General features: G+C 61.5%; 12 protein-coding genes. 3 read left to right on the top strand and 9 right to left on the bottom strand.

Annotated elements, in window-relative coordinates:
- Positions 1 to 26 precede the first annotated feature (26 nt).
- The 3 genes from KIO74_RS27845 to KIO74_RS27835 form a co-directional block, all read right to left on the bottom strand.
- Entirely contained in the window at positions 27 to 266 is a 240-nt protein-coding gene (locus KIO74_RS27845; protein WP_249731503.1) for a DUF1656 domain-containing protein, read from the bottom strand.
- Between the two features lie 3 nt (positions 267 to 269).
- A complete protein-coding gene (locus tag KIO74_RS27840; RefSeq protein ID WP_291978345.1) occupies positions 270 to 2,405 on the bottom strand; it encodes an FUSC family protein in 2,136 nt (711 codons plus the stop codon).
- Between the two features lie 326 nt (positions 2,406 to 2,731).
- Positions 2,732 to 3,346 carry a TetR/AcrR family transcriptional regulator gene (locus tag KIO74_RS27835; RefSeq protein WP_213338487.1) on the bottom strand — a complete coding sequence of 205 codons (615 nt, stop codon included), beginning with the start codon at positions 3,344 to 3,346 and terminating at the stop codon, positions 2,732 to 2,734.
- 88 nt (positions 3,347 to 3,434) lie between these two features.
- Here KIO74_RS27835 and KIO74_RS27830 point away from each other — a divergent pair, with 88 nt between their 5' ends.
- Complete coding sequence (locus KIO74_RS27830; RefSeq protein ID WP_213338486.1) at positions 3,435 to 4,208, top strand: SDR family NAD(P)-dependent oxidoreductase; 774 nt, start codon at positions 3,435 to 3,437, stop codon at positions 4,206 to 4,208.
- Positions 4,209 to 4,392: 184 nt separating this feature from the next.
- On the opposite strand, the gene KIO74_RS27825 is transcribed toward KIO74_RS27830, so the two are convergent.
- From KIO74_RS27825 to KIO74_RS27805, 5 genes are all read right to left on the bottom strand, one after another.
- Positions 4,393 to 5,397, bottom strand: coding sequence for a TerC family protein (locus KIO74_RS27825; RefSeq protein WP_213338485.1), 1,005 nt, complete (start codon positions 5,395 to 5,397; stop codon positions 4,393 to 4,395).
- A gap of 302 nt (positions 5,398 to 5,699) precedes the next feature.
- Positions 5,700 to 7,343 (bottom strand): GMC family oxidoreductase, encoded by a 1,644-nt coding sequence (locus KIO74_RS27820; protein WP_249731502.1) that lies wholly within the window; start codon positions 7,341 to 7,343, stop codon positions 5,700 to 5,702.
- 17 nt (positions 7,344 to 7,360) lie between these two features.
- Positions 7,361 to 8,197 (bottom strand): carbohydrate ABC transporter permease, encoded by an 837-nt coding sequence (locus KIO74_RS27815; protein WP_213338482.1) that lies wholly within the window; start codon positions 8,195 to 8,197, stop codon positions 7,361 to 7,363.
- A complete protein-coding gene (locus KIO74_RS27810) occupies positions 8,197 to 9,066 on the bottom strand; it encodes a carbohydrate ABC transporter permease (protein WP_213338480.1) in 870 nt (289 codons plus the stop codon). Before KIO74_RS27810 ends, KIO74_RS27815 begins: the two co-directional genes overlap by 1 nt.
- A gap of 53 nt (positions 9,067 to 9,119) precedes the next feature.
- A complete protein-coding gene (locus KIO74_RS27805) occupies positions 9,120 to 10,556 on the bottom strand; it encodes an NAD-dependent succinate-semialdehyde dehydrogenase (protein ID WP_213338477.1) in 1,437 nt (478 codons plus the stop codon).
- A 94-nt stretch (positions 10,557 to 10,650) separates the two neighbouring features.
- Between KIO74_RS27805 and KIO74_RS27800 the strand changes: the two genes are divergently transcribed.
- A complete protein-coding gene (locus KIO74_RS27800) occupies positions 10,651 to 12,042 on the top strand; it encodes an FAD-dependent oxidoreductase (RefSeq protein WP_213338475.1) in 1,392 nt (463 codons plus the stop codon).
- Between the two features lie 30 nt (positions 12,043 to 12,072).
- Here KIO74_RS27800 and KIO74_RS32570 read toward each other — a convergent pair whose 3' ends face one another.
- Positions 12,073 to 12,750 carry a GntR family transcriptional regulator gene (locus tag KIO74_RS32570; RefSeq protein WP_213338473.1) on the bottom strand — a complete coding sequence of 226 codons (678 nt, stop codon included), beginning with the start codon at positions 12,748 to 12,750 and terminating at the stop codon, positions 12,073 to 12,075.
- A gap of 198 nt (positions 12,751 to 12,948) precedes the next feature.
- Between KIO74_RS32570 and KIO74_RS27790 the strand changes: the two genes are divergently transcribed.
- Positions 12,949 to 14,355: an extracellular solute-binding protein gene (locus KIO74_RS27790; protein ID WP_213338471.1), complete on the top strand. Its 1,407-nt coding sequence runs from the start codon at positions 12,949 to 12,951 to the stop codon at positions 14,353 to 14,355.
- Positions 14,356 to 14,688 lie beyond the last annotated feature (333 nt).

Raw genomic sequence — 14,688 nt, 5'->3', positions numbered from 1 at the left:
GACCCTTACAACCGGCAATCCCAGTCTCATCCCTCTCCTCCCGCAACGGCCGGCAAGCCCAGGATGATCATGCCGAGCATGATGACGTAAAGAGCTGCGTCAAAAAGTGGCCTGTGCCAAATCAGGCGGTAGAAACCAGCCACGCCGAGCAACCAGCGCAGGGCGAGAAAAGGCAACAGCGCGAAGACCGCCCATATCATGAATGGCGGAAGGTAGAAGCCGAAGGCCTCGGGCGTGTAGAAGGCTGCGGTCGACATGGAGAGCATGGCTCACGCTTCCACAGGAGGATGGGCGAGAAAGGTGCGGTCTATGTCGAACCGATCCGCGATGAACCGCAGCGAGGCACCCGCGCGGATCACCAGAGCCGCCGATGGACCCGGTTCCAGCGGGAGCGCACCGAGAGCGGCGCGGGCAGATCGCGTCATACATTCGGCGTCCGTAAGTCGTGCAGCCTGCTTTTCGCCGGCTCGCGGCGTTGCCTCCAGCGCTGTGGCGAAATTGTCCAGGAAGTCGCGGAGAATGGCCGCGGCCTCCGGCGCCAGGTCTGACGACTGCTTCACGCGATTGAGGCGGCCGAGCTCCAGGCTCATGGAGGCCGCGCCGAGTGCGCCGCGAAGAAAATCCTCATCCCCCGGCCTGTCGAGGGACAGGCGCGGCAGCAGCTCCGCCAACATGCCGATCATCGCAGTGAGAGTCTTGCGCTCATGGCGCGTGCCGCGCGCCGCATCCGGAAGCATGCGGCCGACCGTCTGTCTCCAGAAGCGCGCGCGGTTCGCCATTGAGGTCACGGGAAGCAGCGCTATCAGGCCGAGACAGGCCGAAACGCCCAGGACAAAGGCCATGTTGGAATTGAAGAAAGTCAGGTCGTTGGGCTGGAACCTGTTACCGGTCCCAAGCTGCGCGCCGATGAAGCCCGCGAACATGACGCCTGACCACATGGTCTGTGGTGTGCCCGCCATGAGCCCGCCCGGTATCAGGAGGGCGATTAGAAAGAGAGCCAGCGCCTCGAATCCCTCGATCCGCGGTAGAACGAAGACCATGGCACAGTAGGAGACGACAATGGCGAGAACGGTCCATAGCATGACCCGCAGGCCAAGCTTGCCAGGCCGGTCCTGGTTGACCGCGAAGAACAGAGCGAGCCCCATGCCGGTCATGGCGGTGAAGCCGTATTTCCATCCAGTCGCGGCCCAGACGACGCAGCCGAGAATGATCGCCAGTGCGGCGCGAGCTCCGATCAGCGCCGCCTCGACATGTGAAGAGGAGGCGAAGGCTTCGAGAGGCCGCCGTGTGCTTGGCGCGTGCCGCCGGCGCAAGCTTGCCGCCTCGCTCACCATGACCATTGAGAGGCCATGCAGCAGGTCACCGGTGCGATGCAGGATCAGCACGCCGTCGGTCAGGGTCTCGAAGGGAACGCGACCCGCAAGCGTTTCCAGCCCCGTCGCGGCGGTGCCGAGGCCGGCCAGTGTCTTCAGCAATGCGGCGCGCACCCGGTGCGGATCGGCAAACGCCTTCGGGTCTTCGGCGATAAGCTGAAGGGTCTTCGCCGTTTCATCGAGGGCAGGCTGCATATGCGCAACGACGGGCGCTGAAGCTTCGCCCTTGAAGTCATCGATACGCGTGTAGAGCCCTCTCGCCACGGCGAGAACACCGAGGAACTCGCGGACCGCCCGACGCATCAGCACGTCATCGGCTCGCATCTCCGGTGCTTCGAACATTGCGTAGGAGCGAAGGGCATCAAAGCCAACGATCTTTTCCACCATGGCGCGTCGAAGCGTAGCAAAAGTTTCCGGTGGCGTTCCACGACGCAGGGCTACCGCGCCATAGTGGCTAAGATCACAAAAAAGGCGCGCCATCTGTTCACGGAGCAGGACGCCTGCATAGCGCGGCATCACCAACACTGTTGCCGCTGTGGCGCAGGCGATACCGATGATGATTTCGCCCGTACGATCGACAGCGATCGACCAAGCCTGCAGCGGATTCGCCGCGCCTTCCAACGCAATGAGAAGTGCCGTGTAGCCCGCAAGCATCCAGCCGTAGGACGCATAGTTGCGCAGCCGGGCGGCAACATAGAATGACGCGCCCAGCCAGAGCGCTACAGCGCCCACCAGTGGGATGGGGGCCTGCGCGTAGAGGGCGAGAATGACGAGCCCCACACAGGCACCGGCAATGGTGCCGACGATCCGATAGGTGCTCTTGGCGAGCGCCCCGCCGGACGTAGGCTGCGCCAGCAGATAGACCGTCAGAATCGACCACTGTGGATCCTGCATCTCCAGCCAGTAGGCGATCGCGAGCGCAACCACGCCGGCAACTGCCGTGCGTAATGCAAACACCCAGTTGCGCCAGCTGAGGTCCACGGGGAAGGACGGCCAGAGGCTGGAACTCCTTGGGACTTCGGCTACACTCACGGAGCCTCCGCAGTGATCGGCTGGTGACAACATCGAGCGTAACACAGCCTTGTCATTAACACCGCGTCCCATGGGCCAGCACTATGATCGTCCGGATGACTATCCAAGGGTAGCCCCGCTGGATCGCTTAGCTAATAGACGGCGGTTTGACGACTTCGATGACAGCCCGGCGTTGGAGCCATCTCTGAGCTCGTTGCCCATATCGATAGAGCGCGCTTCAGCTCCGATTTGAGGAGCGTCCTTGTCCAGCACCGATGCGGCGGATCAACGCGCATCCGGGATAGGCGCATCCCGTGGGGGCCTCCTCTCGCAGGGGGCACTTCAAATTATGCCGTATGTCCCGGCCAAGCCGACAGGGCGATATCAACCAATCGTTTCAGTCTTTCCGTGCACGCGCCGTCGCAGGCCTGCGCCGACATTCCCTGAATGATCGCCCCGTAAAAGCGTGCGAGAATATCGGCGTCGGTCCCCGCCGGGAGTTCCCCTTCGTCGATAGCGCGGTCGAAACGCGCCTTGAGGACCTGGATTGAAGCTTCCCGCAGCGCGGCAGTCGTTCGGGCGACAGACGCATTTTCCTCGGAATGCTGGAGAACGGCGGTGGAGACAATACAGCCGCGTGGTTTGGTCGGATCAGTATGTCCCTCCGCGATGTCGTAGAGATAGAAGGTCAGCGCTTCGTACACAGGCATCTGTGCGTACAGCATTTCGGAGCGGCGCTTGCTCTCACGCTCGATGGCGTGGTCAAGCGCCTGCCGAAAGAGATCTTCCTTTGAGCCAAAGGTCGCGTACAGGGAAGGCGGCGTGATGCCCATCGCATGAGTGAGGTCGGCGATCGAGGTTCCCTCATACCCGCGCTCCCAAAAAAGTCGCGCCGCGATCTCCAGCCCGACATCGCGATCCAGGATCCTCGGTCTACCGCGTTTGCGAGCCGGCTCGTTCATTTTTATATCGATCGCTATAATAAACGTTGACACGTCGTTCTCGATTCTTATTATATCGATCGCTATGAAAATCGCAATGGAGCGATCGATGCCTGGAAGATTGTCAAACAAGGTGGCCCTCGTAACGGGAGGCTCGCGCGGTATCGGCCGAGCGACAGCGCTTGCGTTCGCCAGGGAAGGGGCAACCCTTATCGGCGTGCACTACGCCAACAACATTGATGCTGCCAAGGCCACCATCCGAGAGATCGAAACCCTTGGGTCAAAAGCTGTCGCCATCGGTGCGGATTTGCGAAAAGGCAAGGAAGCGACGGACAGCATCAAGGAACAGTTCAAGGCGGCGGCGATTGCAGCGACCGGGGCCCCCTCGCTGGACATTCTCGTCAACAACGCTGGTATAGCTCCGGCCACATCACTGGCGCAGACCACGGAAGCCGCCTTCGACGAGCTGATGACGATCAATCTGAAGGCCCCCTTCTTCCTGATCCAGGCGCTCGCCGAACTCATCCGCGACAATGGGCGTATCATCAACATCTCGACGGGCTTTACGCGCGTCGCGGCGCCGACCCATCCCGCCTACGCCGCCTCGAAGGGCGCGCTCGAAACGCTGACTTTGGCGCTTGCCCCCGAATTCGGTGCGCGCGGGATCACGGTGAACGCGATTTTGCCGGGTGTCACCGAAACGGACATGAATGCGGCCTGGCTGGCAGATCCGCAGGCGCGCGCCGGCGCCGAAGCCATGTCGGTGTTCTCGCGCGTGGGCACTCCCGAGGATGTGGCCGACATCATCGCCCTCATCGCGTCGAATGAGGCGCGCTGGACGACGGGACTGTCGATTGACGCAACGGGTGGAACTCGGCTCTAGCTCAGGCTTTGCCGGCCGGTACGTTCGCTTAGAACAGCGGGCGAGTCTCACTCACCCGCCGTGAACCTCGAATTCCAGCGCGCTGAACTGCGAGGACATTCCAACATATCCTCGCCAGCCATGCGCCGCGGTCAGGTGATACGGCGACCAGCGATCACGTGCATCCAGCCGCCAGGACCTCGCTTTACCCCGGCCTTACGTCCCCGGGGCCTACGCTGTTGACGACGCCGCGCGTCTTCCAGAGCGAGTAGCCGATGCCTGCGGAAATAAGGACAAGCGTGACGCCAAGGCTGATGGCAGGCGGGAACTTGCCACCGTCGATAACAAAGTCCGCCACGAAAATCTTCGCCCCAATAAAAATCAGCACGGCTGCAAGGGCATACTTCAGGTAGTGGAAGCGATGAACCATGGCCGCCAATGCGAAATACAAGGCGCGAAGGCCGAGGATCGCCATGATGTTCGACGTATAGACGATAAACGTATCTGTCGTGATCGCGAAAATCGCGGGCACGCTGTCGATGGCGAAAACAAGATCGGCGATGTTGATGACGACGAGCGCCAGGAACAGCGGGGTTGCAGCCCTCACCAGTTTGCCCGTCTTTGGGTCCGCCACTTTGACGAAGAACTGCTGCCCGTGATGCTCGCGCGTCACCCGCATCCGGTTGGCGATAAACTTGATCGCCGCATTGTTCGCGATGTCTATAGGCTCGTCACCCGCGAAGAACATTTTCACGCCGGTGAAAACGAGGAAGGCCGCGAAGATATAGAGAACCCAATAGGCCTCCTGGACGAGCGCCGCACCACCCGCGATCATGATGCCGCGGAGCACGATGACCGCGATGATGCCCCATAGAAGGGCCCGGTACTGGTACTTCGCGGGGATGGCGAAGTAGGAGAAGATCAAGCTAATCACGAAGACGTTATCGATTGACAGCGCCTTCTCGATAAAAAAGCCCGTGAAATACTGCAGTCCGGGTTCGGGGCCGCGCGCGTACCAAAGCCAGAGGCCGAAAACCATCGCAACGCCGATGTAGAACGCCGAGAGCTTCAGGCTCTCGCCGATGCCCATCTCCCGGTCCTCCTTGTTCAGGAAGCCGAGATCGAAGGCCGTGAGCGCGACCACGAGCATAATGAACGTCAGCCAGAACCAGGCGGGCGTGCCGAGCCAGTCAGTAAAAAGGAAATCCAAGGAAACGCTCCTCTCGATACATCAATCGATCGGAACGAACGAAGCTTGGCTGGCTGGACAACAGACCATCGCGGCATCGGATCATTCCGATGCGGCCGACATCACGGGGCATAATGCTCCGCCAGAGGGGCCCGGTCCGCTAACTTCTTCATAACGCGTGGTGCGTGACATTGCAATGACGCCCGACAGCGGATGCGGCTGCTCGCCGGCGCTTGCTGCACGCACGCAGGCAACTCCTTTGCAGTCTCATCGAGGCGCCGCCGCTGACAAGCCCCGCTCTCGCAACCTCTTTTAGAAAGAAGTCACGGGCGGGTTCCTTTAGATTTAGCAGCATCTTCGCGGATGAGCGCGGCGGCACGCTCACCGATCATGATGGCGGCGGCATTGGTGTTGCCCGAGATCAGGCGCGGCATGATCGAGCAATCCGCGATCCTGACACCAGACAGGCCATGCACGCGGAGGCGGGCGTCGACCACGTCGCCGCGTGTGGGATCCGGTCCCATGCGACACGTGCCGCTGGGGTGATAAATCGAACTGCCGGTCATGCGGATGTAGTCGAGGATCTCCTCGTCGCTCTGAACGGCTGCCCCTGGCCGGTGCTCGTCGGCGACGAGTTCGGCCAATGCCGGCGCGGCGGCGATTCGGCGCGCATAGCGAAAGCCCTCGACCATTGTGCGCCGGTCGAGATCGCTCGCGAGATAGTTCGCCCTGATTTCCGGCCGCGCTGACGGGTCAGGCGATGTGATGAAGATCGTTCCCTCGCTCTCGGGCCGCAGCTGGCAAGCCGAGATCGTTGCGCCAGGGAATGCGTGCAGGCCGCCATCGTAGCTGTCGAGGCTGAGCGGCTGAAAATGGAACTGGATGTCGGGCCGGTCGGAGGCAAGCGGCGAACGGGCGAACCCGCCGGCCAGGGACGCGCCGAAACTGAGCACGCCTTGGCGGCGCAGCAGGTAACTCATGCCAATCAAAATCTTGCGCCATGGTCCGCGCGTCAGGTTGTTGAGGCTGATAGGCAGGTTGAGCTGCAACATCAGCCGCGACTGAAGATGATCCTGAAGATGTAGCCCGACGCCATAAAGCGCGTGGACCGGCGCTACACCCGCTGCAGCGAGGCGCTCCGGATCGCCGACGCCGGACAGTTGCAGGATCTGCGGCGAGCCGATGGCTCCGGCAGTCAGCACGATCTCTCGGTGACAACGCAGGTGAAGCGCCTCACCGGCACGTCGGCCGAAAATGCCGCGCACCCGCCGGCCTTCAAGTTCAAGCTTATGCACCTCGACGCCGGTCAGAACGCGCAGGTTGGGACGGCGCGCCGCGGGGCCGAGGAAAGCCCGCGCGCTGGAGGAGCGACGCCCGCACCGGGTCGTGAGCTGGAAACGACCGACACCCTCCTGCGTGGCGCCGTTGAAATCCGGGTTGAACGGCATTCCCGCCTGCTGTCCGGCTTTTACAAAGCGGGAGACGAGCTCGAGATCGACCGCCGGATCCTCAACACCGAGGCCGCCATCCGCGCCGTGGTATTCACTCTCGCCACGCGCCTGCGCCTCGACGGCCTTGAACGCGGGCAACACGTCGGACCAGCTCCAGCCTGGATTGCCGCGTTGGGCCCAGTCGTTGAAATCGTCGGCCTGCCCCCGAATATAGATCAGCCCGTTGATAGCGCTCGATCCCCCGAGAACGCGGCCACGTGGCCACGCGACGCGGCGCCCCTTCAACCCGGGCTCAGGCTCGGTCTGATAGCGCCAGTCGTAGCGCGGATTGTTGATCGTCTTGAAGAAGCCGGATGGCACATGCAGCCAGGGATTGCGGTCGGCCGGCCCTGCTTCCAGCAGCAGAACCGAGACGCTGAGGTCCTCGCTCAGCCGTGACGCAAGCACGCAGCCGGCTGAGCCGCCACCCACCACGATATAGTCGTATGTCTCGGTTTCACGCATCGTCTTCGCCATTGCCGGCCCCATTCCATTCAGCCCTTGACCGCACCAGCGGTCAGCCCGGCGATCAGGTAACGGCGCGCCAGCGTAACCAGCAGCACCACGGGGATGAGTTGCACGGTCACGCCGGCGAACAGGACGCCCCATTCGGTGCCGTCGACGGCGCCCATCAATTCACTCAGGATCAGCGGCGCGGTCTTGGCCTGGTTGGTGGTGAAGATCATGGCGAACAGATACTCATTCCATGCATAGACGAAAACGAAGATCGACCCCGCGGCCATGCCCTGAAGCGTCAGCCGCGAAAGAATGCGCGTGACGAACTGCCATTCCGACGCACCGTCGACGTAAGCGGCTTCGTCCAGCTCGTACGGGATCTGGTCGAAGAAGTTCTTCATGATCATGGTGTTGAGCGAAACCCAGAACGCGGCATAGAGCAGGATCAGCAGGAGATGCGTATCGCTGAGGCCGAGCGCGTCAGCCACGGGGAACAGGGGCAGCGTCACCACGATGGGCGGCAGCACCCGCACCGCGATCATGTAGACGGCCGTCCATGCGGTGAGCCGGCTGCGATAGCGCGAATAGGCATAACCGCCGAAGAAGCTGATGAAACCGGCCAGAACGGTCGCCCCGAGCGCCACGATCACGCTGTTACCGATCGCGTGGAAATAGCCCTGCCATTGGGTCACCAGTTGAAAGTAATTGTCGATGGTCGGGTTGAAGATCAACCTTGGCGGATAGACAAAAATATCCACCTGCCTTTTGAACGACGACGTGACGATGAAGAGGATCGGCGTGACCGACCATACCAACATGAAGGCCAGAAGCAGGCCACGCATGAGGCGCTCGAGAGGGGAGAATGTGTGGTGCATTATTCACCCTTCATTCCGCGCTGCATCGCAAACAGAAAAACAGACGCCATCAGCAGCGAGCCGATGACCATCAGCCACCCTGTCGCCGCGGCAATGCCGAAATCGCCGTAGCGGAAACCATGCTGATACAGGTAAACGGCCAAAACCTCAGACATGCGGACCGGCCCGCCTTTGGTCAACAGCCAAACCTCGGAGAACATCCGGAATGCGAAGATCAGCCTGAAGATCAGTGTGATCAGCAATGTCGGTACCAGGAGTGGCAGCGTGATCCGCAGGAACCGCTGCCAGCGCGTCGCGCCGTCGATATGCGCGGCCTCATAGAGGGAGCCGTCAATCGCTAGCAAGCCCGCATAGATCATGAGGAACGTGAACGGTAGATGGGTCCAGATATTGATGACGCCGACCAGGACCAGTCCCGTCGTCGGCGAGGCGCTCCAGTTGACGCGCCCAAGGCCCATCTCCTCGATGGTGCGGGCGATGGCTCCGATGTTCGGGTCCATCATCATCTTCCAGACGAGAACCGCCACCACTTCCGAAATCGCGTAGGGCATGAGAATGCAGGCGAACATGACGCCGCGAAACGGGACACCTGTCACAAACAGCATCGCGACAGCGAGTCCGATCAGAAGTTCGACAAGGACAACGCAGCTGACGACAAGGAACGTGTTGACGGATGCGCGCCAGAAATAGGGGTCGGTGAAGACCGCGTGGTAGTTCTGGAACCCGACCCAAGAGAGGCCGGTGCCATAACTCGACTGGTTCAGGCTCAGCCAGAGCACGTAGATTGATGGAATAGTCAGAATGGCAAGCAGCAAGAAGTGAAGAGGCGATAGATAAAGCCAGGTAGTCAGGCGCGGCTGACAGTGCATGTCGCTTCCATTTCGTCGTTAGTCGTCTGTTCGGCAAACCTGGGGCGGCCGTGTCACATGCCTATCAGCAGGTATTGCTGCTCACAGTATTCAAGAATGCCCGCATGTCCGCCCTCCCGCCCGAGGCCGGACTGCTTGACACCGCCGATGGGAGCCATCTCCAGACCAAGATGGATCGCATTGATGCCGACCATGCCGAGATCGAGAGATTCGGCGGTTCGCAATACGCTTGAGATATCGCGTCCGAAGACATATCCCGCGAGCCCGTAGGACGATGCGTTGACTGACGCCTTCACCCCCTCGAGGTCCGTGAAGCGCGTGATCGCCGCGAGCGGCCCGAAGGTCTCCTCGCATGCGACGAGCATGTCGTTGCCGACATCCTCCAGAACCGTTGCTTCGTACCATGCGCGCCCCACGGCGGCGCGCCGTCCACCGCGCGTCAGTCGCGCGCCCTTGGCGACAGCATCCGTGACGTGGCGCTCGACCTTGGCCAGTGCCGCCTCGTCGATCAGCGGCGCGAGCGTACTGGAGGGATCGCGCCCGTCTCCCGGAACGAGGGCATCGACCTGTACGAGAAAACGGGAGAGGAAGTCATCATAGACCACATCATGGACAAAGAAGCGGTTTGGACAGACGCAGGTCTGGCCGGCATTGCGGAACTTGGCCGCCGCGGCAAGAGCTGCTGCCTTCTCGAGGTCAGCATCCGGTAGAACAATGAAGGGAGCGTGCCCGCCGAGTTCGAGGCCCAACTTCTTGATGGTGCCAGCGCATTGGCCGTAGAGAATCCGCCCCGTCGCGGTAGAACCGGTGAAACTCAGGAAGGCGATGCGCGGATCCTGCGTCAGCACTGAACCAATTGTCACCGCGTCGCCGCTGACAACCTCCAGAGCGCCCGCGGGCAGGCCCGCCTCCCGGCACAGATAGGCCAGCGCCAAGGCGCAGAGCGGGGTCTGCGGCGCCGGCTTGAGCACAACAGTGCAGCCAGCCGCCAGTGCTGGCGCGAGTTTGCGCGCGACCATCGAGATCGGGAAATTCCAAGGGGTGATCGCCGCGACAACGCCGATCGGCTTATGATGCACGAGGATGCGACTGTCGGCGCGCGGGGAGGCAATGATCTCGCCATTCAGACGCTGGGCCTCTCCGGCGAAAAAGCTGAAATATCCAGCAGCGGATGCGACCTCGGCGCGGGACTCGACGAGCGGCTTACCTTGTTCCGCGGTCAGCAGGGTTGCGAGATCCTCGCTGTGATCCAGAAGGAGTTGCGACATTCGGCTGAGGATCGCGCCCCGGGCCTGACGTGTCTCACCTGACCAGGCTGGAAAGGCCGCATGAGCCGATGCGACGGCGGCTCGCGTATCGTCTGCCGAGAACGCGCGCACTTGCCCGACCGCCTCGCCGGTCGCCGGATCATCCACGCCCAACCAGCCTACTGGCACGCCTTCGCTTGCCGGCGCGGCCGCGCCGGCAAGGCTGAGCCTCCCCCACTGCATTCGGATCTCCTCGTCACAAATTGCATCTCGCATATTGCATCATGGATCCAAAAAGGCAATAACGGTTTCAACGCTGAAGCGAGGGAGATCGGTTGTGAACAGCCAGGACTACGATGTGATCGTATTGGGCGGCGGCAGCGCGGGCATCGCCGCGGCTGTCGCGGCAGCGCGCAACGGCGCGCGAACAGCCTTGGTTGAGGCTGGCCCCATGCTGGGCGGCGAACTGCTCACCGGTATGACCATCGATGGCGCGATCAATGGCCGTGGCGAGGATACCGTCGGCGGGGTCCTCACCGATCTGCTCCAGCTATGCCGCGACATGGGAGGCTTCGTCGCAAAGCTCAATGACTGGCGGCTCATCCGCTACATTGCCTATGATCCGGAGATCATGAAGATCGCCATCCCGCGTCTCGTTTTCGATGCGGGCGTGACCGTCCACCTCCAGACATTCGCGGAGGAAACAGTGCGTGACGGCGGCCGGATCACCGGTCTCGTCGTGCTTGGCAAGGGCGGGCGGCAATTGCTGACCGCGCGCGCCTTCGTTGATGCCTCGGGAGACGGCGACCTCTGCGCGATGGCGGGAAGCGACATGCTGAGCGTTGAAAGCGGCGAGAAACCCCAGCCGATGTCGATGATGTTCCGCATGGCTGGCGTCGATACAGGAGCGTTGCTCTCCTATGTGCGCGAGCATCCCGAATGCGTCGCTGTCGGTGAGAGCGACGCCATCCGTGACGGCCGCACGGACCGAGAGATCACCGAGGAAATCTTCCGACAGGGACAACCCTGCGTTTTCTTCAAAGGCGACGGCCCGCTTCTCGGCGGCGCCATCCAGCGCGGCGATATGTTCGCTACCGCGCTGGTGATGATACAGCCGACGTCCGAGAAAAGACGGGAGGTCTGCATCAACGCGACGCGCATCACGCTCGATGAGCCGACCCGGTCGGACAACATGGCAACCGCGATGAGGGTGCTACCCGCGCAAGTGTTCCAATGTGCTGAATTTCTGCGCAAGTCAGTGCCGGGCTTCAGCGAGGCGAGTATCTCCGGCATGTCCCCCCGCATCGGGATTCGCGAAACGCGCCGGGTCCTTGGCGATTACGTTCTCACCGAGGAGGATGTGCTCCAGGCGAAAAAGCGCGGCGACGGCGTCGCCAAGGGCTGCCATCATGTTGATATCCACCAGGATGGCACGGGGCAGATCCGCATCCCGGTTTCCGACGGCGGATCGTACGATATTCCTATAGCGAGCCTTTTGCCCAGAGGCCTCGAGAATGTCGTGATCGCAGGACGGTGTCTGTCGGCGAGCCGCGAGGCACAGGGCTCGGCGCGTGTCATGGGAAGCTGTATGGCTATGGGGCAGGCCGCCGGCAGCCTCACCGCAATGGCCATCACGCAGAGCAATCACGCGCGGCTGCGCGACATCCCCGTCGCCCGCTTGCGCCAGGTCCTAAGGGAACAAGGCGCGGTGCTTGACGGCACCCGCTGATGCCGGGAGAAAAAAAATCCTGGCTCGCCTTCAGACTTTCACGGTTGCGGGGGCCGACGTGGAGAGCAGGGCTCGCACCTGCTCCTGCGTTCCGCGGTTATGCGCTTTCAGGCGCTGGCTCAGAAGTTCGAGATGGCCGGCGCGCAGCGCGGCCATCATCCCCGCATGCTCGTCGCTCGACTGATTTTGCCGGTGCGAAGTGGTCAATGCCGTTCTTTGATAGCGCTCTGAGAGATCAAATAGCGTCGTGATGGTGCGCAGGAGATGACGATTGCCGCAATCCCGATAGAAGGCGAGGTGAAACGCACGATTCTCGTGCATGTATCGCTCGAGATCCGCTTCCGGATCCTGCGCGGTCAGGCGTTTGTAGATGGCCGCCACATCATCAAGCCCCCCGGCGGTCAGGCTGGACCAGCTCGCGCGCAGGGCCATGTCCTCCAGGCTTTCGCGCAATGAATAGAGTTCGACCAGATCAGCGATCGAATGCGCCGAAACCACCGCGCTGCGATGCGGGCTCAGGAGCACGAAGCCGCGCTCGGCGAGGCGCTCGATCGCTTGCCGGATGGGATGTCGGCTGACGTCGAGTTGCTCGGCCAGTCGCACCTGGTCAAGCCGCTCACCCGCGGCAAGCTCGCCGGCCAGGATCATGCGCTGGATCTCAGAGGTGGCGTAATCCGCTGTACTCTTGAATCGAATAGCCCGTTCCACGAAAGATCTCCGGTTTTGGCCGCCGACTTAACGGTCATCCGGCTTATGGATCCAAAAACCTAGGTGTCGAGCCGCCTTTTGTCCAGAAGCGCTGTGCGGTTATCCCGCACCGGCCACTCTTATCCGGATTGGTCTCATTAGGCGTCCGATGATCCCTTTTCGCCTGGTCCCTGAGGCTGAAGTACTAAATAAATCAATATGTTCGCCGAGTTGCAGCAGAGTTTATCAGCCCAGAAGAGCCCAGGTTGCGCGCGGCAGTTGACCTTATCGCATTTTCCTGATTGGATCCAATGCACTGGATCCAATTATAACGAGTGGGGAGAGAAAACCATGGATTTCATGAAACGGACCGCGCTCGCAGCCGGGGTGGCCGTCAGCCTTTGCGCGGTGTTACCGGCTGTCGCGCAGACGCCCGTGACAATCCTGTCGCATAAGGTGCACGAGAACGTTGCCCGCGGGCTCGTCGCCGGGACGACCGGGGGAGACGTCGCCGGCGAGTGGGCGGGGGCTAACAAGGCGACGCTGAACTGGATCACCGGCAACATCGATCCGATTCATGACCGCCTTGGCCGCGAACTGTCGCTGCGCGAAAGCTCGATCGATCTCGCTTTCGTCATCAACAAGTTTCACACGCCACGCATCGCGGCACTGCTCGAGCCGCTGGATGACCACATGAAGGCCGCGCCGATCGAGATCATCGATGTTATCCCCGCGCAATTGAAGAAAGCGCTCACGTACGACGGCAAGCTGACGGCGATCCCGTTCCGCCACGCGACGACCGGCCTGCACTGGAACAAGGCGCTGTTCGCCGAACGCGGATTGGACCGCGCTCCGCAGACGCTGGACGAATTGCTCCAATACGCGAGGAAGATGAGCTATACGCGCCCGGACGGTACGCGTGTCGCAGGACTTGTTATGAATTCAGGCGACGAGCATGTCGCGGTGCTGACCCTGCTGTCCGCATTCGGCGCTCGCCTATTCGACGACAAGGGTAAAGTCACGGCCAATACTCCCGAAATGATCAAGGGCCTGACGACCATGGCAGAGCTCTACAAGGAAGGGGTGCTCTCGCAAAACTACGCGACGATGACCATTGATGACGTGATCACCGCCGTTCAGAACGGACAGGCGGCAATGGCGATCGACCCCTTCGCACGTTATGCCGTCTACAATAACCCCAAGAGTTCCAAATTCCCCGGCCAGATAGACGTTGTTGTGACACCGTCAGCAGTCAATCCTGAGGGGACCGCGATCACGGAGATCTGGTCGATGGCTATACCTCGCAACGCAAAGAACAAGGATCTTTCCTACTCGCTCATGCGCGCGCTGTCCGGGAAAGAAGCGACTATTCGGATCGCGCTCAATGGTAACGGCCCGGTCGATCCGACCGCTTACTCCGATATACGCCTGCAGGAGAAACTACCTTATACAAAAGCGGAAGCTGAGGCCTTGAAGATCGCGCAAATCGTTCCTTCCAACTTCGACCGTTCGATCGAGGTCGCAGCGATTTTCCGCGAAGAATCGCAGGCGGCGGTGCTCGGTTTGAAATCGCCGAAGGATGCGGCCGCTTCCATGCAGTCACGGATCGAGCGGCTGGTCAACTGACCCGAGTGCGCGCCTGGTGCTACTGCAGGCCTATCGACGCGCTGGTTGGACAGACGCGGATGAACCGGATTGTGTCCGCGTCTCGCCACCGATCATGCGGACCGTAGCGGGAACCACCACAGCCTGCGTCGGCGCAGGATGGCGCGCGAGAGTGATCCTGTGCCGAACCGCACAGGCATGGAGCGTATTAGACGCGTCGGCGTATCCTGCCGGGAATCGTTCCGCGCGCGCCAGCGCTGAACACATCCACCAAGATTGCGCATCGGCCGACAACGAATTTACCCCCTTAGTATTACACAAATCATTCTGCAAATCGGAATGATTTGGAAAATC

The sequence above is a fragment of the Chelatococcus sp. HY11 genome (assembly GCF_018398335.1).
Classification (GTDB): Bacteria; Pseudomonadota; Alphaproteobacteria; order Rhizobiales; family Beijerinckiaceae; genus Chelatococcus.
Note: the sequence above shows the minus strand (reverse complement) of the source record. Positions and strands in the feature narration are given on the sequence as shown.

What these genes read in the sequence shown, in the direction of transcription:
- KIO74_RS27845 (WP_249731503.1), bottom strand. Translation starts at nt 266, where the DNA reads ATGCTCTCCATGTCGACCGCAGCCTTCTACACGCCCGAGGCCTTCGGC.
- KIO74_RS27835 (WP_213338487.1), bottom strand. Translation starts at nt 3,346, where the DNA reads ATGAACGAGCCGGCTCGCAAACGCGGTAGACCGAGGATCCTGGATCGC.
- KIO74_RS27830 (WP_213338486.1), top strand. Translation starts at nt 3,435, where the DNA reads ATGCCTGGAAGATTGTCAAACAAGGTGGCCCTCGTAACGGGAGGCTCG.
- KIO74_RS27820 (WP_249731502.1), bottom strand. Translation starts at nt 7,343, where the DNA reads ATGGCGAAGACGATGCGTGAAACCGAGACATACGACTATATCGTGGTG.
- KIO74_RS27815 (WP_213338482.1), bottom strand. Translation starts at nt 8,197, where the DNA reads ATGCACCACACATTCTCCCCTCTCGAGCGCCTCATGCGTGGCCTGCTT.
- KIO74_RS27810 (WP_213338480.1), bottom strand. Translation starts at nt 9,066, where the DNA reads ATGCACTGTCAGCCGCGCCTGACTACCTGGCTTTATCTATCGCCTCTT.
- KIO74_RS27805 (WP_213338477.1), bottom strand. Translation starts at nt 10,556, where the DNA reads ATGCAGTGGGGGAGGCTCAGCCTTGCCGGCGCGGCCGCGCCGGCAAGC.
- KIO74_RS27790 (WP_213338471.1), top strand. Translation starts at nt 12,949, where the DNA reads ATGTTCGCCGAGTTGCAGCAGAGTTTATCAGCCCAGAAGAGCCCAGGT.